Genomic DNA, 18,563 nt, shown 5'->3' with positions numbered 1-18,563 from the left:
CATGTGAAACGTGGTGGGTGCGAGGGCCGGGCGGGAGTGCGTCCCGGGCGATGCCGCAGGAGTGGAGGAGACCACCGGAGAGAGCGGGTATCCGCGCTGTCGCCGGGCCCGTGGTCGCGTGCCGTCGGGCAGGCGACCGACGGCACGCGAAGCTTCAGGGTCGTTACGCGGTCTGGTGGTCGGTGGAGCGGCTCGCTTCGGCCCATGCGTCGGCCTCGGCCAGGCGAGCCTTTTCCGCGCTGACAGCGATTTCCAGGGCGTCGCTGCCGAGCAGGAGCCGGCGTGGGGGCTCGGGCGCGTCCACGGCGGCGATGACGGCCCGGGCCATTCGGGCGGGGTCGCCGGGCTCGTTGCCGCTGTAGGCCGCGAACTGCTCCAGCCATGCGCCGACCGTCTGCTGATAGTCAGGAGCGATGGGTCCGGACGGCTTCGCGGCGCCGGCGGCCCAGCCGGTGCGGATACCGCCCGGCTCCACGATGACCACCTTGATGCCGAACGGGGCCACCTCGTTCGCCAGCACCTCGGAGAAGCCTTCGACTCCGAACTTCGCTGTCTGGTAGGCGCTGAGCCCGGGCGTGCCGCCGACCCGGCCGCCGATGGACGAGATCTGCACGATGTGCCCGGACCGCTGGCCACGCAGTACGGGCAGGGCAGCCCGGGTGACGTTGATCACGCCGAACAGGTTCGCCTCGACCTGCGCCCGGAACTCGTCCTCCGGGAAGTCCTCGATCGAACCGCTGGTGGCGTAACCCGCGTTGTTCACAACGACGTCGACGGTGCCGAATCGCTCCACTGCGGCCGCCACCACGCCCCGAGCCTCGGACGGCGACGTGACATCCAGCGCCATGGTCTCCAGCCGCTCCGGATACTTCGCCTTCAGATCAGCCAGAGCCTCCGGCCTGCGGGACGTCACGACGACTCGATCACCGTCCTCAAGAGCCTGAAGAACCAGGGCCCTGCCCAGCCCCTGGGAACCACCGGTGATCAGCCAAGTCCGTGACATGGCGTGCTCCTCTCATCTCGCTTCTTGCCGCCCTTGGGGCGCGACCTCAATGTAGCTGTTTCTTCGTCAAATGCAACATTGATGTTGCAGTAGATGGATGAGATGAATCTTGCTATGGGATGATGGCGCTGTAATCACCACTGCTGGTTAGGATCGCCCGACCATGAGAGCCGATGCCGCACGCAACCTGTCCTCCGTCCTCCGCACCGGGGCCCGCCTCCTGGCGGAGGATCCAAGCACGTCGATGGCGGCCATCGCCGCTGCGGCGGGTGTCGACCGCACCACCGTTCATCGCCGCTTCGCGAATCGGGAGGCGCTGCTGCGCGCCGTCTTCCAGGCCAAACTCGACTCGGCCGAGCGGGTGTTGGACGAGGCGCGGCTGACCGAGGCCCCGGTGCCGGTCGCTCTCCACCGCTATCTGGAGGGGATCATCCCGGTCGCCCGCGAGTGGCCTGTCGACACGCGCCGCATGATGCAGAAGGACCCCGAAGCCAGCGCTCGCCGTGAAGCGCAGAGTGCGCGCCTGAGCACCTTCATCCAGCGCGCTTGCGATGAGGGCTACCTGCGCGCCGATATCGATGCGGCCTGGGCACGTGCGGTCCTCGACGCACTCGTCGACAGCATCGCCCACCAGTTCCCCGCAGTGGATCCCCCGCAGGCGGCCGACCTCGTCGCGGACGCCTTCCTGCGCGGCCTCGGCGTGACCTGACCCTGCGGGTGAGCCAGTCGTCGGCGCCCAAGGCTTCTTCCGCGCCGTCGGTACCCTGGCCGGCGAGATCATCGCCGTGTCCTGCGGTGCGGACCAGACGCTGCGAGTGTGGATCTTGGGATCGCCGTAGCCGGTCCCCGGGCCGATGCTGGGTGAAGTTCTTTGGTTGGTCGGGTCACGATAGGGTCCATGGCCGGCGGCCGGAACGGCATAACGGCGTGGCGACGCTACGCCCCAGGCGACGACCACCCATCAGTTCAGACTCATTGAGTAGGCGACACCTGTATAGGCGAGGTCGCCAGCGTGACAACCCTCCTGGCCCGGCACGGCGACGGAGCGGGTGCCCTCGCCCTGTCCACCACATCTGCGGCCACGCCCACCGACGAGTAGGGCACCGCCGACCTAACCCGGTGGATTCGGGCTGGGAAGCGGCGCGCACCCGCCCCCTTGTCATCGGGAGGTGGGCAACTCCGGATCGGGTCTTAACAGACTGGGTTCGGAGGCCACGGTGAAGGACTACGGCGTAGCCGTGGCGATGCCGCAGGGGTAGAGCCGGGTGCCTCACCCGTCGATCGGGCGGCAGTGAACGTGGGAACCGTCCGCGATCGATCCCGGCTGCGCGCCGTCCAGGTGCGCGGTGCCGGGATAGGCCCGACGTCGGCCGAAGGCGCGACCGGGGCGGAGCCGCCGTAGTACTCCGAGCGCGGGAAAGCCGTGTGCATGGGGAGGGGCGGCAGCGTGTCAGACGATGAAGGGAACGCAACAGCGTCTGGCCATCCAACGGCGCTGCGGCTAGCTCAGCGAACACAAAATCCCCGGCCGCAGTTGGTGAAACAGCACTGGCAGAACTGCTACGGGATCGCCGACAGCGTTGGCACCGTCCAGCAGCGGAGTCGGAATCATGAACACCTGCCGCAACCGGGCTCCGTAGTCGTGGTTGTCGCAGCGAGGATGGCGATAGCCCGCTAACCAGCGGACATTGGCAGCCAGCACTGGATCCAGTGCGCCCGCCCGTTTGGAGGCCCATCCCACCGCCTCACATGCCGCTGCGGTCACCGAGAACGCTTTGGCGTCGGTGGGCTCTATGCGGTCATCTGCCCGGACGTCAATGACGAGGCCTGTTGCATCGTCCAGTCGCGCGAAGAAGTCGGGTGCGTGCTTCCGCGGCGTGCCGTCCTCCGACCAGAGGAGCCGGAACGGCTGGCAGGAGAACCCGATCACTCGAGGGGAGAAGTCAAGCGTCATCGCCTGATCGGGTTCCAACCATGATTCGAATCCCACGTGTTCGCCGGTCGTGGCAGACCACCACAGCCCCGGGAAGTTGCGCTGCCCTTGGTGTGAGGAGAACGTTCGTCAGGGCGGCGCGTTCTCGAAACGGGCGCTCCAGCAGTGAACCAGCGGCCCTTGGCGCTCAGATACACCAGCTCGAATTCAGTAGCCCGCGTTCGCTGCTCTGCCCATGCCTTCAATGCGGGTCCAGGGTGATCGGGAGCTGGGACATGAAGCGGGGGCGGGTGCCGTGGTGGGTTTGGGCGGCGTGGACGAGGAGCGGGTGGCAGATGTAGACGTCGCCCGGCTGGCCGGTCGCATGGGCGAGGGGGCGGTGGCGGCTGGCCTCATCCAGGCGGGGGCCGTAGGCCATCAGGTCGACCTCGTCCTGGACCCCGCCGAAGACACCCCGCTCGGCGCCGCCCTGCGATGAGACGAACACCAGGATGCCCCAGTTTCAACGAGACAGGACATTCGGAGCCGGAACAGCCGGCGAGCTTGCGCGTCACATCCGTAGGGATCCACCAACATAACGAGGATTATGTTGGAAGATCATCTACGCCTCCAACACAACGGATCTCTATTTCTGATTTTCTGTTTCCAGAAAATCAGAAATGCTAGAGTGATCTTCGTGACCTGCAAGCACTGCGGCAGACCCCTGGAACTGCGCCAAGGACGCGGCCGCCCAAAGGAGTACTGTCCCGAGAGCGACTGCCAGGCCGCCGCCAAGAAATCCCGCGAACTGCGCCGCTCCACCCCCGGCCTCGACGGATCCCTGGCCCGCGCCGAAGAGCTCTACGACCGCATGGAGAAGGGCCTGGCCGCAGCCATCGCCCCCCTGGCCCAGGTCCTGGCCGACGAACTCTCGCCGGCAGGCGTCGAAGCCCGCCTCAGCGCCGTGCAGGCCGAGGCGCACACCCGTGTGGCCGTCGCGCGGGCCGAGCGGGAACAGGCCTTCGAGCAGGTACGCCTGGCCCGGGCCGCCACCGAAGACGCCCGCAGGAATGCCCAACAGGCCGAACACCGCGCCGACGAGGCGCTGGCGGAGCGGGACAACGCGTTCACCGACGCCGAGAACGCCCGGGAGCAGGCGCTGGCCGCGCTCCGGGAAGCGGCGGCGACCGAGCGGGTCGCCAAGCAGACCGCGGACGAGGCGCGGAGGCGGGCCGAGCAGGCCGAGGCGCGGCGCGATCACGCGGAGGCCGAGACGCAGGAGGCGCGGGCGGCTGCCACGGAGGCCGAGAAGAAGGGCCGGCGGGCGGAGGCGAAGGCGGCCGCTGCGCAGCGGGACGTTCAGGAGGCGCGCAAGGACGTCGCCACCGCCGAGAAGGCGACCGCCGCGGCGACGGCGCGGGCCGACGCGGCCGAGGCCGAGCGTGACCGGGCCGTCACGCGGGCCGAGGCCGCCGATCAGGCGCGGGCCGATGCGGCCGCTGGTGCGGCCGAGGCCAAGGCGGAGGTGTCCCGGGTCACCGGGTTGCTGGCCGCCTCGGATAAGGCGATGGCCCAGGCCCGGAAGGAGAGGGACGCGTTGGCTGCGGATCTGAGCGCCAGCCAGGCCGAGGCGGCCGCGCTCAGGACTTCGGGGGAGGCGGCCCAGGCCGAGGTGACCCGGCTTCGTGCCGAACACGCGGCTGTTCAGGAAAGCGTCGCCACGTTGCGCGCCGAACTCGCCCTTGAGCGGGCTCGGCTGGGTGATCTGCGGTCGGAGCTGGAGTCGGCTCGTACGGAGGCGGCCGTGCTGAGGGAGCGGGCGGTCGCGGCCGAGCTCAGGTCCGCACCTGCCGTCGATGGGTGAGGGCCCCATCCGCGACCGCGTCCTGGAAGCGATCGAACTCGTCGAGTGTCATCGTTCATGAGCCCGCTTGGTCATCCGGCCTCCTGGGGTACCGGTAACCCCCGCACCGACCGGCTTGCTTACGCACGGCCGCACGTCTCGGCCTTCACCGCGACCGTGCTGGTCATGGTCTCCATCGCTGGAAGCACTCCTGGAAGCAGCAGAACTCCACGCTCGTGTTCACCGGGACCGCCACCTGCCGAAGGATCCGCAGGCAGCCCTCTACACCGGCTTGCCAGTCGTCTCGCGCGAGCGGAAACCACCGCCGGCAACGGTCTCGCCCAGCGGGAATCCGGGCCGCACCGGCCGGAGGCCGCGGAACCAGCTGTCAGTTGCGCAAGGTGAACGTCAGGATGGTGCGGTCGTCAGGTTGCCGGTCGGCGTCGTTCTGCACCCGGATCTGCCTGGTGGCGGTCTGCCCCGGCCAGAGCAGGAATTTGCCGATGCTCCCTTTGCCTTTCAGCCAGGGAGTGTCGGCGCTGTTGCCCTCGAAGAACCACACGGCGATGTCGTCCACGGTCAGGATGCCCGAGGCGGCCCACTGGAGCCGGTAGTGGATCTCGGTGCGGATCTCTCCGCCGCACTTCGCCCAGGCCTTGTAGCTCTTGGCCGGCCCGCCGATCCGCCCGGTTTTGCTGAGAGGGAGGGTGTAGCGGCAGCGCTCGTTCTTGCCGAAGTTCTCGTAGTCCATCATGTCGAACGTGACGTTGCCGGTCGCGGTCCGATCAGCCAGAGCGGAGGCTGTGGCGGCGGGTGCGAACAGGCCCAGGGAAAGGGCTCCGGCGGTGGCGCCGAGGCCGAGTATGCGGACGATGCGGTTCACCGGATTCTCCTTGGTGAGGACGACGTTGTCCGCAGTAGAAGCCGGTCTGCTTGCAACGTGCCTTCACGACACCCCCGTGCGCCGCGAGAAAGCTGCGCGCGCAAATACCTGTCAGGTGAGGTTGGTGACGGTTCGCCAGTTGCGCATCGTCGCCGGGGTCCTGAGACGGCGTCCGACAGCCGGGGGCAGTTTGGCCCGGCCGGTGCCGTTGGGCAGGTGGAAGTAGATGTCCCGGCCCGCCGTCCACAAGGCCTCAGGTGTGAAGGAGCCGGCGTCGAACCCGTCGAGCCAGTCGGGCGCGGGCTGGTCGCGCAGGAAGAGCACCGACACCTTGGTCGGGTCGCTCACCTCGACGGGGCAGCCGTCGACCAGGGCGCGCATCTGATCCGCGGTCCGCAGGATGACGTCCGTCGTCAGGCCCAGCCGGGCGGCGAGCGCCTCCTCAAGGTCCTGGGCGACCTTCTCGGCCACGGTTTCGGCGGTGGAGAAGACGACGTTGCCGCTCTGCAGATAGGTCTGGACGTCGTCATAGCCCAGGCCCGCGCAGACCGCGCGCAGGTCGGGCATGGCGATCTTCTTGTGGCTGCCGAGGTTCACGGCGCGCAACAGGGCCACGTATCGGGTCACCCGCCCATGTTGGCAGCTCGTTCAAAAACCAGGGCGATGCCGGGGACGGCGAAAACCGCCCCCCGGACCACCGCTAGTCTCCGGCCAGCACGGTGAAGGAGAACCCGAGGCTCGTCGCACGGCGCAGTGAAACGTCGCACTTCACCCGCCGCGTCACCTCGCCCCGGCTCAGGCCGAGCCCCTGGGCGATGAGCCGGTCCGGCCGGACCGGCACCGGGTCGTCGAAGCCCACCTCCACCCGCACCGGCCACCCGCCGTCGAGCGGGACCGCGGGGCCGAGAAGCCGCCACGCCCCCGTCCAGTCGAGGGCGAACCCGTTCCGGTACGCGACCAGGGGGTCGAGCAGGGTCGACGCCACCAGGCCGGGGTCGTTGTCCCGATAGCCGCGCAGCGCCGCCGCGTCGAGGCTCCCGACCGGCACCCGCGAACGCACGGTCAGTTTGCTCGTGCGGTCGCAGCGCACGCATCGCGCGAGCAGCCACACGTCGAGCAGTTTCCCGTTGGCGTTGACCCGGAACCGGCCCTCTCCGGTCGTCGCGGACGCCGACGCGCAGTCGACGCAGCGTAGGGACAGCAGCGGCAGCCTGGTTCGGCGGACGGTCCAGGGCAGCACGATATGAGGTTGTGAAGACATGGTCTCTCTGGATCTGACACGAGGCCGATTGACGCGCGGCCTCAGACGCCGTGTGGCCGGGGCAGCCCGGCGGAGCCGACGGCGAGGGTCGGCTTACGGTGTGCGGTGGTACGTGTCAGATCTGGAAAGCAGGCGGGGTCACTCGGTCGTCCTCTGTCTTCACTGCGGTGGCCGCAGGCAACCTACGGGCCCGCCGGCAACGGGGACAAACGGTTTTCTACATCGGGGTCAGCACGCAGAACTCGTTGCCCTCGGGGTCGGCGAAGACCGTCCACGGCACGTTGACCTGCCCGATGTTGATGTCGACGGCACCCAGCGCCCGGATCCGCGCCGCCTCGGCCGCCTGCTCGTCGCCGGGATAGGGCCGCAGGTCGAGGTGCACCCGGTTCTTCACCGTCTTCACGTCAGGGGTGCGGACGAACTCCAGGTAGGGCCCGCCCCCCTTGGCCGACCGCAGCCGCGCGTGGTCGTCGGTCACCTCGTGGAGGGTCCAGTCGATGGCCTCGTCCCAGAACCCCGCCATGGCACGCGGGTCCACGCAGTCGACGACGACAGCGGCGACCGGCCCGGTGTCGCGGTAGATCTCGCGGGGTTCGAGCACGCAGAACTCGTTGCCTTCGGGGTCGGCGAGCACCGTCCACGGCACGTCGCCCTGACCCACGTCGACCGGCGTCGCGCCGAGGGCGCGGAGCCGGGCGAGCAGCTCGGCCTGGTGTGCCACCGAGGTGGTGGCGAGGTCGAGGTGCACGCGGTTCTTGACCGTTTTGGGCAGCGGGTCGTGGACGACGTCGATGTAGACGACCGTCGGGTCGGGATAGGTGAGCCCTTCGGGTTCGAGGTTGGTCACGCCCGGACCCTCGCTGGACAGGCCCCAGCCGAGGGCCTCGGCCCAGAAGCGGCCGACCGCTTCGTCGTCGGCGGCTTTCATGTGAATCTGTACCAGCCTCGTCGCCATGCGGACGATCTTATGCGTGGGTCTAATGGAGTCATGCCGAAGCTCTTCGCCCGGATGTGGCCGCGGTTGCGGCAGACCATGGACCGTCGTGGCATGACCGAGCACCGTCGTGCCCTGCTCGCGGGGCTGTCGGGGCAGGTCGTGGAGGTAGGGGCGGGGGACGGCGCGAACTTCGCGCACTACCCGCCGGCCGTCGCGCGGGTGCTGGCGGTGGAGCCGGAGGCGCTGCTGCGGCGGCACGCCGCGACCTCCGCCGCCGCGGCGCCGGTGCCCGTCGAGGTGCTCGCGGGGTCGGCGGCGCGGTTGCCCGCGCTCGACGCGAGTGTCGACGCGGTGGTGTTCTGCCTGGTGCTCTGCTCGATCCCCGATGTCGGCCAGGCGCTCGCCGAGGCGCGGCGGGTGCTGCGGCCGGGGGGTGAGCTGCGGTTCCTGGAGCACGGGAGGGCCGATTCCCCGGGTCTTGTACGCATGCAGCGCGCCCTCGACGCCACGATCTGGCCGCCGCTCGCGGGCGGGTGCCACACCGGGCGTGACACCGTCGCGCTGCTGGAGGGCGCGGGGTTCACGGTCACCGGGGTGCACCGGTACAACTTCCCGCCGGTCCGCACCCCGTGGTCGTTCCACGCGCGGGGGTCAGCCCGTCAGGCCCTTCACCAGGGTCGTGAGGCCGCCGGCCAGGGCGAGTGACAACACGGTCCACCGGGCGGGGCGTTCGGGCACGTGCCGGGCCAGCAATGATCCGGCGGCCAGCCCGGCGGCGATGCCGGCGCCGACCAGGGCCCAGGTCGGGGCGGTGAGCTGGGGGAGTCCTTTGGCGGCGATGGAGAAGACGTTCACGACGACGCCGTAGAACTGGGCGTTGGGGACGAACTCGCGTACCGTCCAGCCGGCGTTGACGGCGTACAGGGAGACGGCGGGGCCGCCCACGCCGGCGGAGGCGTTGAGGAAACCGCTCGCGGCGCCGGCCGCGAGCGCGCCGCCGCGCCCGCGCAGCGACCGCACCCGGACCCCGGCCATCACCAGCAGGGCGGCGGCGGTGACGAACGCCCCGGTGACGGCGAGCAGCGCGGGTTCGGGCAGGCCGCGGGCGAACCAGGCCCCGGCCGGTACGGCCGCCGCCGCGGCGAGCACCAGCGGGATCATCGCGCCCGGCCGGACCGACCGCCAGGTGGCCGCCAGCCCGGCGGCGCTGATGACCAGCGCGCCGCAGTTGGCGAGCCGCACCCCGTCGGCGGGTCCGAGCAGCAGCGCCATCGCGGGCACGCCGACCAGCGCGAACCCGATCCCGGTGAGCCGCTGCACCGACGCCCCCACCACGACGATCCCGAGCAGCAGCACGCACCCCAGCCTCACGAACCGGGCCCGTCCCGCTCAACGGGATTTCACCTTCCGGACATCTCGGCCCGCAAAGTTGGCTATACAACTTTTGCGAACGAGGACGATGACATGCTGGACAACCCGATGTGGCTGCGGGACAACTGCCCGTGCCCCGACTGCCGCGACCCGCACAGCGGCCAGAAGTTCTTCCAGATCACCGACCTGCCCGACGACCTGGCCATCGGCACGCTGGCCGAACGCGCGGACCAGATCGAGGTGACCTGGTTCCCCGACGGGCACCGCTCGGTCTACCCCCGCGCCTGGCTGACCGCCCCGGCCGCAGTCGACCACCGCAGCGAAGCGGGCAAACGCCTGTGGTCCGCCGCCGACCTGACCCAAGCCCCGGAAGCCCTTCCCGAAGCCGACTGGCACACTTACCTGTCCATGCCCGCCGAACGGCTCCGTGTCCTGGAAGCCGTGCAGCGGCTCGGGTTCGCGCTGCTTCGAGGGGTGCCCGTCGAGGAGGGCCAGGTCCTCGAGGTGGCGGAGTCGTTCGGGTACGTCCGGGAGACCAACTACGGGCGGCTCTTCGACGTGCGGGTGGAGCCCGCGCCGGGCAACCTGGCCTTCACCTCGCGGGCCATCGCCCCGCACACCGACAACCCCTACCGCGACCCGGTGCCGACGATCCAGCTGCTGCACTGTCTCACCAACGCGGCCGAGGGCGGCGACTCGGGGCTCGTCGACGGGTTCCACGCCGCCGCGCTGCTGCGCGCGGAGGACCCCGGCGCGTTCGCGGTGCTGGCGCGCACGCCGGTGCCGTTCGTCTACCGTGACGCGCAGACCGAGCTGAGCGCGTTCCGGCCGCTCATCGACGTCGATCCGCTCGGGCACGTGCGGGAGGTCCGGTTCAACAACCGGTCGTTCGGCACGCTGCGCTCACCCGGCGGGTTCTATGACGCCTACCGCGCCTTCGCGAAGGTGCTGGCGCGGCCCGAGCTGATGTTGACGTTCCGGCTCGGGCCGGGCGACTGCCTGATCTTCGACAACACGCGGCTCCTGCACGCCCGCACCGCCTTCGAGCAGAGCGGCGCGCGGCACCTGCAGGGCGCGTACGCCGACCTCGACGGCCTGGCGAGCACGCTCGCGGTGCTGCGCAGGACTATCGCGCTGGACGAGCTCGAGGCGCTCTTCACCGGGCCCGGCACCGGCGACTACCTGGGCGAACCGGTCACCATGGCCGAGCACATGCTCCAGGCCGCCGCGCTCGCCGAGGCCGCCGGGGCGTCCGCGCACCTGGTCGCGTCGGCGCTGCTGCACGACCTGGGGCACCTCGACGGCGGTGCGGAGCTGATGGCGGGCGTCGACAACCGGCACAGCCACACCGGGGCCGACCTGCTGGGCCGCTGGTTCGGGCCGGAGGTGACCGAGCCGGTCCGGCTGCACGTCGCCGCCAAGCGTTACCTGTGCGCGGTCGAGCCGGACTACCGGGCGCGGCTCTCGGAGGCGTCGGAGTTCACCCTCCAGGTCCAGGGCGGCCCGATGAGCGCGCAGGAGGCCGCCGGGTTCGCGGCGCTGCCGGGCGCGGCCGACGCGGTCGCGGTGCGGCGTTTCGACGACGCGGCGAAGGTCGCGGGGGCGGCGACGCCCGCGTTCGCGCACTTCCGGCCGCTACTGGCCCGGCTGCTGCGCGGCTGAGCGCAGCCGCGACAACGTCGAGGTCGCGATGGAGTTGTGCACGGTGAACGCCACCGTCCCGGGCAGGTAGCGGTCTTCGGACCACTCCACCGGCCGGCCGGCCGGGTCGGTGGTGCGGCGGCGTTCGCGCAGCAGCGCGGCCCCTTCGGGGCAGCCGAGCAGGCGGGCGTCGTCGGGGTCGGCGAAGGCCAGGTCGATGGTGTGCTCGGCGTCGGCGAAGACGATGCCGTGGCCGAGCAGGCGTTCGGTGTAGGAGACGGTGTCGGCGGGCAGCGCGGCCACGATGCGGCCGACCCGCGACGGGTAGGCGGTGCGCTCGATCATCACGGGGCGTCCCGACAGGGTGCGCAGCCGCAGGGCGGCGTACACCTGAGTGCCGGGGCGCAGCCGCAGCCGGGTCAGCTCCTCCTCGTCGGCGGGCCGCACGGTCAGCGATTCGAGCACCCCGCCCGGCTCCTCGCCGATGGAGCGGGCCCAGGTGGTGAAGCTCAGCAGTTCGGCGAAGCTCTGCGCCGGGGCCGCGCCGAGCACCACCCGCCGGGTGCCGCGCCGCGAGGTGACCACGCCGCCGGCGCGCAGCAGCGCCAGCGCCTGCCGGATCGTGCCGCGTGAGACGCCGTAGTGCTCGGCCAGCGCCGACTCGGCCGGGAGCCGGCCGTCGGAGCCGTAGACCCCGCCCGCGACGGCCTCGCGGAGGTCGGCCGCCACCCGGCGGTAGAGCACGTCACGGTCGTCCACCCACCTATGATCCAGGCCATGACGGATCGTTGTGACTGCGGGGCGCCCGCCGGGCCGCTGGGCCGGTGCGCCGACTACTACTACGCGATCCTCGCCGAGGAGCAGTCGAACCCCGGGATGTACCGCTGGCACAACCCCGTCGTCTGCGCCTACCTGCTGCAACACCCGGCCGAGGGCCACGCCAAGCACCTCGACGTGCAGTTCCGCTGGTTGCAGCTGCTGCTCGACCAGGGGGTCGACGCGGTGATCCGGGTCGCGGCCCACCAGGTCGCCCGCAACCGGCACGCCTCCCGGCAGGGCTATGACATGACGCCGTTCGAGAAGTACACGCCGCTGCCGCCCGACGCGCCGGCGACGGGCTTCGCGGCCTCGTTCAGCGCGCTTCCCGTCGTCGGCGGCAGTTTCGTGTTCGACGGCGCCGAGCCCTACGGCCGGCGCGTCGAGGCCGTCGCCGCCGCGACGGTCGAGCGGCTCAGCGGTCGAACCTGACCTCTTTGAGCCGGTCGGCCCCGGCCCGCGTCAGCACGTGGGCCGTGAGGGCGGGCGCCGGGTCTCCTTCCTGTACGCGGCCAAGAAGCCGCCCCCACCTGCGGATGTGCCGGCCGAAGGCGGCCTTGGGCACCACCCGGCCGCGGGAGCGCTGCCCGTCCATCGCCAGTTCGGGCGGGGTGTCGAGCATCAGCAGGTGCAGCCGGGTGCCGCGCCGCACGGCCAGCCACGCCAGCACGTAGAGCGGGAGGACGCCGCAACCCCGGTTGTGGGCGATCACCGGGCCGGTGCGCATGGCCCGCGAGATGCGGGACATGTGGGTGACCCAGGTGATCGCGGTGCGCACCGGTTTGGGCGCCCAGGGGATGCGGGCCCGCCAGTGGAGCCGCGACTGGTAGCTGTCGATGACGGTCAGCCCGCCCCGGGCGACGGGCCGGGTCTCGTCGCCGTCGAGGGCGTAGAGGCGGCGCAGCAGCGTGGTCTTCCCGGCGCCCGGCAGGCCGGTCAGGATCACCAACGATCCCGGCGGATAACTCAGTGTGTCGGCCGTCCTGCCGGCGGCCGGTACCCCCAGGGTCAACCTGTCCCCTCCCGTTGTCCTTCATGATGGCGAAGAAATCGGGACGATGGGCTCACTGTCGCGGAAGCGCTTCGCGGCGGGCCCGGCCGCGCTCCGACTGCGGGAAGCGGTCGAGCATCGCGCGCAGTTCGGCGGCCTCGACGTTGGCGCCGAACGGCTCGGTGCCCGGCTCCATCCGCACCCCCTCGGCCAGCGGCCCGGCGACGACGGGGTCGAAGCCCAGGTCGTCCACGATCCCGGAGACGACCGCCACGTCGGCGGGGTCGTCGCCGGCGACGGCGATGGCGCGGCGGCCGGGCGCGCCCGGCGGCAGCGCGCCGTCCTCCAGGTCGTGGTAGCCCATGTGGTTGAACGCCTTGACCACCCGCGCGCCCGCCAGGAACTCCTGCACGATCTCGCTGGAGGTGGTGCGGGGGTCGGTCAGGTCGTCGCGCACGCCGTCGACCTCCCACCAGTAGTTCATGGCGTCGATCACGAGCTTGCCGTCGAGCGCGTCGGCCGGGACGTTGCGGTGCTTGCCGAGCGGCAGCGCCAGGATCGTCACGTCGGCCTGGGCCGCCGCCTCCCGCGCGGTGACGACGGTCGCGCCGGGGGTGAGCACCTCGACGATGAGGGCGATCTTGGCGGGGTCGCCGGAGCCCGCCAGGAGCACGCGGTGTCCGGCCGCCAGCGCCAGCCGCGCCAGGACGGTGCCGACCTTGCCCGCTCCCAGGATGCCGATGGTCGTCATGAGCGCTCGCCCAGGATGTCGCGGACCATCGGGATGACCTTGCCGCCGAACAGCTCCACGGCCTTGGTGCGGGCGGCGACCGGCTGCGGGCCGACGCTGTAGATGAGGTCGAACCGGGCGACGCCGAGCGTGCCGACCGCCTTGGCGATCTTGCGGGCGACGGTCTCGGGCGAGCCGATGTAGAGGGAGCCGTGGGCGATCTCGGCGTCGTACTCCGAGCGGCTGATCGGCGGCCAGCCCCGGGTGGCGCCGATCCGGTCGCGCATCACCTTGTAGCCGGGCCAGAACCCCTCGCGCGCCTCCTCGTCGGTGTCGGCGACGAAGCCGGGCGAGTGCATGCCGACCGGGTGGGCGGTGGTGCCGAACTGCTCGGCGGCCCGCTTGTACAGGTCGATGTAGGGCGCGAACCGGTCGGGCGCGCCGCCGATGATGGCGAGCATCAGCGGCAGGTCGTAGTGGGCGGTGCGGACGACCGACTGCGGCGAGCCGCCGACGCCGACCCACGTCGACAGGCGGCCCGACTCGGTCTTGGGGTAGACGTCGGCGTCCTGGAGCGGGGCGCGGACGGTGCCGTTCCAGGTGACCGGCTTCTCGTCGAGGAGCTTGACGAACAGCTCGATCTTCTCCTCGAACAGCTGGTCGTAGTCGGCCAGGTCGTAGCCGAACAGCGGGAACGACTCGGTGAAGGAGCCGCGGCCGAGGATCACCTCGGCGCGTCCGTTCGACAGCGCGTCGACGGTCGCGAAGCGCTGGAACACCCGGACGGGGTCGTCGGAGCTCAGCACGGTCACGCCGGAGGCCAGGCGGATGCGCGAGGTGCGGGTGGCGATGCCGGCCAGCACGGTCTCGGGCGTGGAGATGGAGTATTCGGGCCGGTGGTGCTCGCCCAGGGCGATCACGTCGACGCCGAGCTCGTCGGCGATCACCGCCTCGTCGAGGACCTGGCGGATCGCGGCGGCGTGGGACAGGGGGGCGCCGGAGTCGTCCGCCGGCACGTCGCCGAAGGTGTCCAGGCCGAAGGTGATGTCGCTCATGCGCTTCTTCTTTTCGGGGAGGAGAGGAGTTCGCGGACACGGGGGGCGACCTCGCGGCCGAGCAGCTCGATGGTGCGGGCTCGGGCGTCGCGGGGGAGCCGCATGATGTCGTACTTGAGGTCGAAGCGGCTGAGCCGCAGGTCACGGGCGGTTCTGACGATCTTCTGGGCGACGGTCTCGGGGGAGCCGACGTACAGGGCGCCCTGGTCGAGTTCGGCTTCGAAGCGGTCGCGGGTGGGGGCGTAGAAGCCGCGTTCGGCCGCGAGTGCGGCCACGACCGGCTGCCAGTGGGTCCACCAGGTCTCGCGGGCCTCCTCGTCGGTGTCGGCGACCAGGCCCAGCGAGTGCTGCCCGATCGGCAGTTCCGGCCGGCCCGCGCGCCGCAGCGCGGTCAGGTAGAGGTCGACGTTGCCGGCGAACCGCTGGGGCCGCCCGCCGATGATCGCCATCATGAGCGGCAGGCCGTGGCGGGCGGCGCGCAGCACCGAGTTCGGGCTGCCGCCGACGCCGATCCAGGTGGGGATGCCTCCGGGGCGCATGCGGGGGCGGGGGGCGTACCGGATCAAGGGGGTTCTGACCGTGCCCGACCAGGTGACCTCCTCCTCGCGTTCGAGGCGGAGGAACAGGTCGAGCTTCTCCTCGAACAGCCGCTCGTAGTCGGCCAGGTCGTAGCCGAACAGCGGGAACGACTCGGTGGCCGAGGCGCGGCCGAGCACGATGCGGGCCCGGCCGTCCGACACCGCGTCGAGGGTGGCGAACTCGTGGTGGAGCCGCACCGGGTCGTTGGTGCTCAGCACGGTCACCGAGGTGCCGAGCGCGATCCGGTCGGTGGCGGTGGCGATGGCGGCCAGCAGCACCGGCGTGGCCGAGTCGGTGTGGCCCTCGCGGTAGTGCTCGCCCAGGCTGAACACGTCGAGCCCGGCCGCCTCGGCGAGCCGGGCCTCCTCGACGATCAGCCGCACGGTCTCGGCGTCGGACAGGGTCCGCCCGCCGTCCGTGGCGACCTCGCCGAAGGAGTTCAGCCCCAGTTCGAACATGTCGTGCCTCAACGTCATATGATCGGAAATGATTGACGTGTCAATTATATTCCCGATGGGAGGAGAGCACGTTGACGCAGCGTAGAGGCCGGTTCCCCACCCGGGAGGAGCTGCGGATCTGGCGGGACTTCATCGAGACCACCGACGCGCTGCGGGCCGCGATGGCCGCCCGGCTGCAGAGCGAGTCGGGGTTGTCGACGGGCGATTACAGCGTCCTGCTGGCGTTGAGCGAGGCCGAGCACGGGCGGCTGCGCTCCTCGGAGCTGGCCGCGACGATCGGCTGGGAACGCAGCCGGTTGTCTCACCACCTCGGGCGCATGGACAAACGGGGGCTGATCAGGCGGGAGAACTGCACCGGCGACAACCGGGGCGCGGAGGCGGTGCTGACCGAGGAGGGCGCCGCGGCCTTCCACGGGGCGACCGTGCCGCACCTGCGCGCCATCCGCGAACTGTTCGTCGACGGGCTCACCCCGGCGCAGGTCACCGCGGCGGGCGAGCTCGCAGCAGCGCTGCGGGAGCACCTCGGAAACGGCGGTGGCCCCCAGGAAATACCCTGAATCCCGGGGGCCGTTACGCCGCCACATCGCGGCGCCGGAGCCTTTGAAGGCCGCGGATCACGGTCATGTCGTCCGCTCTTCCGTTGAGCTACGGGCGCAAGGAGAGCACCCGGTGGGATTCGAACCCCCAACCTGACGACTTTCGTCCGCGACCGGTCGCTCCGGCGACCGGCGGCAATGCTGAGTCTGGAGCGAGAGCCTGAGTTTGAACGGCTGCCTCTACCGATTGGGCCACCCCCGCGTGGATGCGGGGGGCAGGAGTCGAACCTGCGCTGTCACCGTCGTTCAGTCGTGATGCTTCAGTTTCAGCTTGCGCTCATCGCGCTCCCCATCCCTTGCGGGCGGGGGTCTGTGGGGTCACCCGAGCAGGTAACCGAACAGCGCCTCACCGATCCGCTGGTCGGTGATCTCGGTGCCGTTGGCCTCCTCGCGGGCGAACTTGACCGCCTCCTGGAGCTTGGTCAGCCGGGTCAGCAGCTCGTTGACGCGCCGCTGCGGCAGCGCGCCGGAGAAGGCGACGCGCGTCCAGTAGCCGACGACGACATCCTCGGTGAACACCTGCACCTGCGCCGGGTGCTTCTCGGTGGCCTCGGCGAGCACGTGGTTGCGCGGCACCTTCTTGGTCCGGGTGGTGCGGACCGGCTCGGTGCGCCAGGTGTCGGTGTTGCCGTCGAGCGACCACGTCTCCGACGGGTCGAGCGTGGGCAGCCGGGAGATGAGCGCGTGCAGGTCGGTGAGCTGCTTCTCCAGGAACAGCAGGTACGTCACCGGCACGTCGCGCACCAGGGTCGCGCCGTCGACGACGACGTCGGCCTTGGCGGCGCAGTTGGCGACGTCCTTGGTGGCGGTCACGTCGAACAGCCGGGTCAGGGTGACCGTGACGTCGCGCAGCACCTGCTCGGCCTGCACCTGCACGCGCGTCGACTCGGGCGGCAGCTGCTCGCCCTCGTCGTCGATCGGCTGGTAGGTGCGGGAGATGCCGGACAGCAGCGGCGCCTTCTGGATCAGCGTGTTGGCGTCCGCCACCTTGCGCTGGACGTCGGCCTTGACGCCTTTCTCGACGGCCAGGATCTGGTTGAGCTTGGTCACGATCATGACGGTAGCGGGTGAGGTGTCGTGACTTCAGCTGATTTGTTCAAGCTCCAGTTCGAGCATGTGATGCAGGACGTACAGGGCCGCGGCGATGGCCGGGGCGGCCGGGCCCGGCACCCGGGTGCGCCTGATGGGGGTGACGGCGAGCGCCTCGGCATAGACGGCCGCGAGCGCCCGCTCGTCTGCGGCGGCGAGGGCGAGGCGGAGCATCGCGGCGCGGTGGGGCTCGGACGCGGTGCGGTGAGGTTCGGGCAGGGCGCGGTGAGGCTCGGACGCGACGCGGTGAGGTACGGAACCGGTGCGGTGGGGCTCGGTAGCGGCGCGGTGAGGTTCGGAACAGGTCGCGGCCAGGTTGGCGATCGGCCCGATGACGTCGGCCTCGTGGGCAGCTTGGGGGAACGCCGCGGCGAGGAAGGCCAGCGCGCACTGGACGGCTTCGCACTCCTCCGGCCAGCGGCGCAGCAGCGCCGGCGCGGCTGCCTCTATGGCGTGCCGGGTCGCCGTCTCCTCCGGGTCCTCGCCGAAACCGAGCCCGAGGGCCGATCGCCGGTCGGCGTCGCGGGCCGCGTGCCGGCGCCTCGGCGAGCAGGAACAGCAGGTGAGCCCGGTGGACAGGGGCGATCCGGTCGTGTCCGATGACCCCGGCCAGCAGCGGGATCTGTACGGCGGTGTGCGGGGAGCAGGTGCCCTGGTGCAAGACGGAGTCCCAGAACTCGGACACCAACTCGTCGTCGCCGACCTGCCTGGTTTCCTCGGTCAGCCACCAGCTGATCTCCGGTCCCGCCGCACCGTCGGCCGCCACCCGGCACGCGACCGCCTGCACCACGTCTATGAGCGGGCCCGCGACGGTACTCGAGGCGACGCTCGGTGCGGTAATTGTTGTGATGCTCGGACCGGTGTGCAGGGCCGGGAAGGATCGCACGATAGCCGCGCGCCGTTCGTGGGCCTGTTCCTGCGGGGGGTCGTGGAGCAGGCCTCGCAGGTCCAGGACGCGCAGGAGCGTTTCGCGGTCGGCCATGGATCCGCCGTCCATGAAACCGCCGTGGTCGCGGGCGAGCGCGGCGACCGCGGCCTCTTCACATTCGCACTGGTGGTCTTCCGCGTCGTCGTCCACGGCGAGTTCGTCGACCACCGAGGTGACGTGCCACCAGCCTTCGAGTTCCGGCCAGGAGAACTCGGGCTTGCCGAACCAGGGGTGCGCCGGATCCAGGTGCGGGAGGTAGGCGGGGCGCAGGCGTACCCAGCGGTGGCCTCGGTCGGCGAGGGCGGCGGCGAGCAGGCGTCCGTGGGATTCGTCGGGGGTCGCGCACCGGTATTCGCGGAGCAGGGCCGATTCGCGGGGCATCGGTGAAGGATAGATCCGATCAACGTTCGCCAGGTCTTGATCAAGGTCCCTTTCGTCCGCCACCAGGTACTTGATGATTCAACCGCTGG

General features: G+C 70.9%; 21 protein-coding genes and 1 pseudogene. 7 read left to right on the top strand and 15 right to left on the bottom strand.

Going from position 1 to position 18,563, the window contains the following annotated elements; translation table 11 throughout:
• Positions 1–163: 163 nt before the first annotated feature.
• Positions 164–1,003, bottom strand: a complete 840-nt coding sequence (locus AW274_RS24355; RefSeq protein ID WP_062436606.1) for an oxidoreductase — start codon at positions 1,001–1,003, stop codon at positions 164–166.
• A gap of 163 nt (positions 1,004–1,166) precedes the next feature.
• Here AW274_RS24355 and AW274_RS24350 point away from each other — a divergent pair, with 163 nt between their 5' ends.
• A complete protein-coding gene (locus tag AW274_RS24350) occupies positions 1,167–1,712 on the top strand; it encodes a TetR/AcrR family transcriptional regulator (protein WP_062339347.1) in 546 nt (181 codons plus the stop codon).
• A gap of 792 nt (positions 1,713–2,504) precedes the next feature.
• Here the strand turns inward: AW274_RS24350 and AW274_RS39480 are convergent.
• Together AW274_RS39480 and AW274_RS42140 are read right to left on the bottom strand one after the other, a co-directional pair.
• Positions 2,505–3,053: pseudogene (locus AW274_RS39480) on the bottom strand (TnsA-like heteromeric transposase endonuclease subunit); the annotation flags it as partial.
• 124 nt (positions 3,054–3,177) lie between these two features.
• On the bottom strand, positions 3,178–3,423 hold the full coding sequence (locus AW274_RS42140) for a hypothetical protein (RefSeq protein WP_062436605.1): 246 nt from the start codon (positions 3,421–3,423) through the stop codon (positions 3,178–3,180).
• 189 nt (positions 3,424–3,612) lie between these two features.
• Here AW274_RS42140 and AW274_RS24340 point away from each other — a divergent pair, with 189 nt between their 5' ends.
• Positions 3,613–4,779, top strand: a complete 1,167-nt coding sequence (locus AW274_RS24340; protein WP_232320335.1) for a coiled-coil domain-containing protein — start codon at positions 3,613–3,615, stop codon at positions 4,777–4,779.
• A gap of 367 nt (positions 4,780–5,146) precedes the next feature.
• Here the strand turns inward: AW274_RS24340 and AW274_RS24335 are convergent, their stop codons facing one another.
• From AW274_RS24335 to AW274_RS24320, 4 genes are all read right to left on the bottom strand, one after another.
• Positions 5,147–5,641 carry a hypothetical protein gene (locus tag AW274_RS24335; RefSeq protein ID WP_062436602.1) on the bottom strand — a complete coding sequence of 165 codons (495 nt, stop codon included), beginning with the start codon at positions 5,639–5,641 and terminating at the stop codon, positions 5,147–5,149.
• Between the two features lie 111 nt (positions 5,642–5,752).
• A complete protein-coding gene (locus AW274_RS24330) occupies positions 5,753–6,268 on the bottom strand; it encodes a DUF1697 domain-containing protein (RefSeq protein WP_062436600.1) in 516 nt (171 codons plus the stop codon).
• 73 nt (positions 6,269–6,341) lie between these two features.
• Positions 6,342–6,881 (bottom strand): DUF1062 domain-containing protein, encoded by a 540-nt coding sequence (locus AW274_RS24325; protein ID WP_232320333.1) that lies wholly within the window; start codon positions 6,879–6,881, stop codon positions 6,342–6,344.
• Positions 6,882–7,119: 238 nt separating this feature from the next.
• Positions 7,120–7,857, bottom strand: coding sequence for a VOC family protein (locus AW274_RS24320; protein WP_062436595.1), 738 nt, complete (start codon positions 7,855–7,857; stop codon positions 7,120–7,122).
• Positions 7,858–7,890: 33 nt separating this feature from the next.
• Here AW274_RS24320 and AW274_RS24315 point away from each other — a divergent pair, with 33 nt between their 5' ends.
• Positions 7,891–8,544 (top strand): class I SAM-dependent methyltransferase, encoded by a 654-nt coding sequence (locus AW274_RS24315; protein ID WP_062436593.1) that lies wholly within the window; start codon positions 7,891–7,893, stop codon positions 8,542–8,544.
• Here AW274_RS24315 and AW274_RS24310 read toward each other — a convergent pair.
• On the bottom strand, positions 8,491–9,195 hold the full coding sequence (locus tag AW274_RS24310; RefSeq protein WP_232320331.1) for a TSUP family transporter: 705 nt from the start codon (positions 9,193–9,195) through the stop codon (positions 8,491–8,493). The two genes, AW274_RS24315 and AW274_RS24310, sit on opposite strands and share 54 nt — an antisense overlap.
• Positions 9,196–9,303: 108 nt before the next feature.
• On the opposite strand from AW274_RS24310, the gene tmpA reads away from it, so the two are divergent.
• Complete coding sequence (gene tmpA, locus AW274_RS24305) at positions 9,304–10,872, top strand: 2-trimethylaminoethylphosphonate dioxygenase (RefSeq protein ID WP_062436590.1); 1,569 nt, start codon at positions 9,304–9,306, stop codon at positions 10,870–10,872.
• On the opposite strand, the gene AW274_RS24300 is transcribed toward tmpA, so the two are convergent.
• On the bottom strand, positions 10,846–11,610 hold the full coding sequence (locus AW274_RS24300; RefSeq protein ID WP_062436588.1) for a GntR family transcriptional regulator: 765 nt from the start codon (positions 11,608–11,610) through the stop codon (positions 10,846–10,848). The genes tmpA and AW274_RS24300 overlap by 27 nt on opposite strands.
• 18 nt (positions 11,611–11,628) lie before the next feature.
• Here AW274_RS24300 and AW274_RS24295 point away from each other — a divergent pair, with 18 nt between their 5' ends.
• On the top strand, positions 11,629–12,099 hold the full coding sequence (locus AW274_RS24295; protein ID WP_157520694.1) for a DUF5946 family protein: 471 nt from the start codon (positions 11,629–11,631) through the stop codon (positions 12,097–12,099).
• Here the strand turns inward: AW274_RS24295 and AW274_RS24290 are convergent.
• The 4 genes from AW274_RS24290 to AW274_RS24275 all read right to left on the bottom strand — a co-directional run bounded on the left by AW274_RS24290 (position 12,083) and on the right by AW274_RS24275 (position 15,492).
• Positions 12,083–12,613 carry an ATP-binding protein gene (locus AW274_RS24290; RefSeq protein ID WP_232320329.1) on the bottom strand — a complete coding sequence of 177 codons (531 nt, stop codon included), beginning with the start codon at positions 12,611–12,613 and terminating at the stop codon, positions 12,083–12,085. The genes AW274_RS24295 and AW274_RS24290 overlap by 17 nt on opposite strands.
• 118 nt (positions 12,614–12,731) lie before the next feature.
• Positions 12,732–13,409, bottom strand: a complete 678-nt coding sequence (locus tag AW274_RS24285; protein ID WP_062436584.1) for an NADPH-dependent F420 reductase — start codon at positions 13,407–13,409, stop codon at positions 12,732–12,734.
• Positions 13,406–14,443, bottom strand: a complete 1,038-nt coding sequence (locus tag AW274_RS24280; protein WP_062436582.1) for an LLM class flavin-dependent oxidoreductase — start codon at positions 14,441–14,443, stop codon at positions 13,406–13,408. Before AW274_RS24280 ends, AW274_RS24285 begins: the two co-directional genes overlap by 4 nt.
• Positions 14,440–15,492 carry an LLM class flavin-dependent oxidoreductase gene (locus tag AW274_RS24275; RefSeq protein WP_198169381.1) on the bottom strand — a complete coding sequence of 351 codons (1,053 nt, stop codon included), beginning with the start codon at positions 15,490–15,492 and terminating at the stop codon, positions 14,440–14,442. The genes AW274_RS24280 and AW274_RS24275 overlap by 4 nt, the downstream gene beginning before the upstream one ends.
• A gap of 59 nt (positions 15,493–15,551) precedes the next feature.
• Between AW274_RS24275 and AW274_RS24270 the strand changes: the two genes are divergently transcribed.
• A complete protein-coding gene (locus tag AW274_RS24270; RefSeq protein WP_062436578.1) occupies positions 15,552–16,037 on the top strand; it encodes a MarR family winged helix-turn-helix transcriptional regulator in 486 nt (161 codons plus the stop codon).
• A 357-nt stretch (positions 16,038–16,394) separates the two neighbouring features.
• Here the strand turns inward: AW274_RS24270 and AW274_RS24265 are convergent, their stop codons facing one another.
• Together AW274_RS24265 and AW274_RS24260 are read right to left on the bottom strand one after the other, a co-directional pair.
• Positions 16,395–17,126, bottom strand: a complete 732-nt coding sequence (locus tag AW274_RS24265) for a DUF7873 family protein (protein ID WP_062437908.1) — start codon at positions 17,124–17,126, stop codon at positions 16,395–16,397.
• Between the two features lie 33 nt (positions 17,127–17,159).
• Positions 17,160–17,339 carry a hypothetical protein gene (locus tag AW274_RS24260; protein ID WP_062436576.1) on the bottom strand — a complete coding sequence of 60 codons (180 nt, stop codon included), beginning with the start codon at positions 17,337–17,339 and terminating at the stop codon, positions 17,160–17,162.
• A gap of 388 nt (positions 17,340–17,727) precedes the next feature.
• On the opposite strand from AW274_RS24260, the gene AW274_RS40540 reads away from it, so the two are divergent.
• Positions 17,728–18,480, top strand: a complete 753-nt coding sequence (locus tag AW274_RS40540; protein WP_157520693.1) for a hypothetical protein — start codon at positions 17,728–17,730, stop codon at positions 18,478–18,480.
• Positions 18,481–18,563 lie beyond the last annotated feature (83 nt).

This window comes from Herbidospora daliensis (assembly GCF_001570585.1).
GTDB classification, from domain to species: domain Bacteria; phylum Actinomycetota; class Actinomycetes; order Streptosporangiales; family Streptosporangiaceae; genus Herbidospora; species Herbidospora daliensis.
The sequence above is the reverse complement of the archived record's forward strand: the minus strand, read 5'-3'. Positions and strand labels throughout refer to the sequence as shown.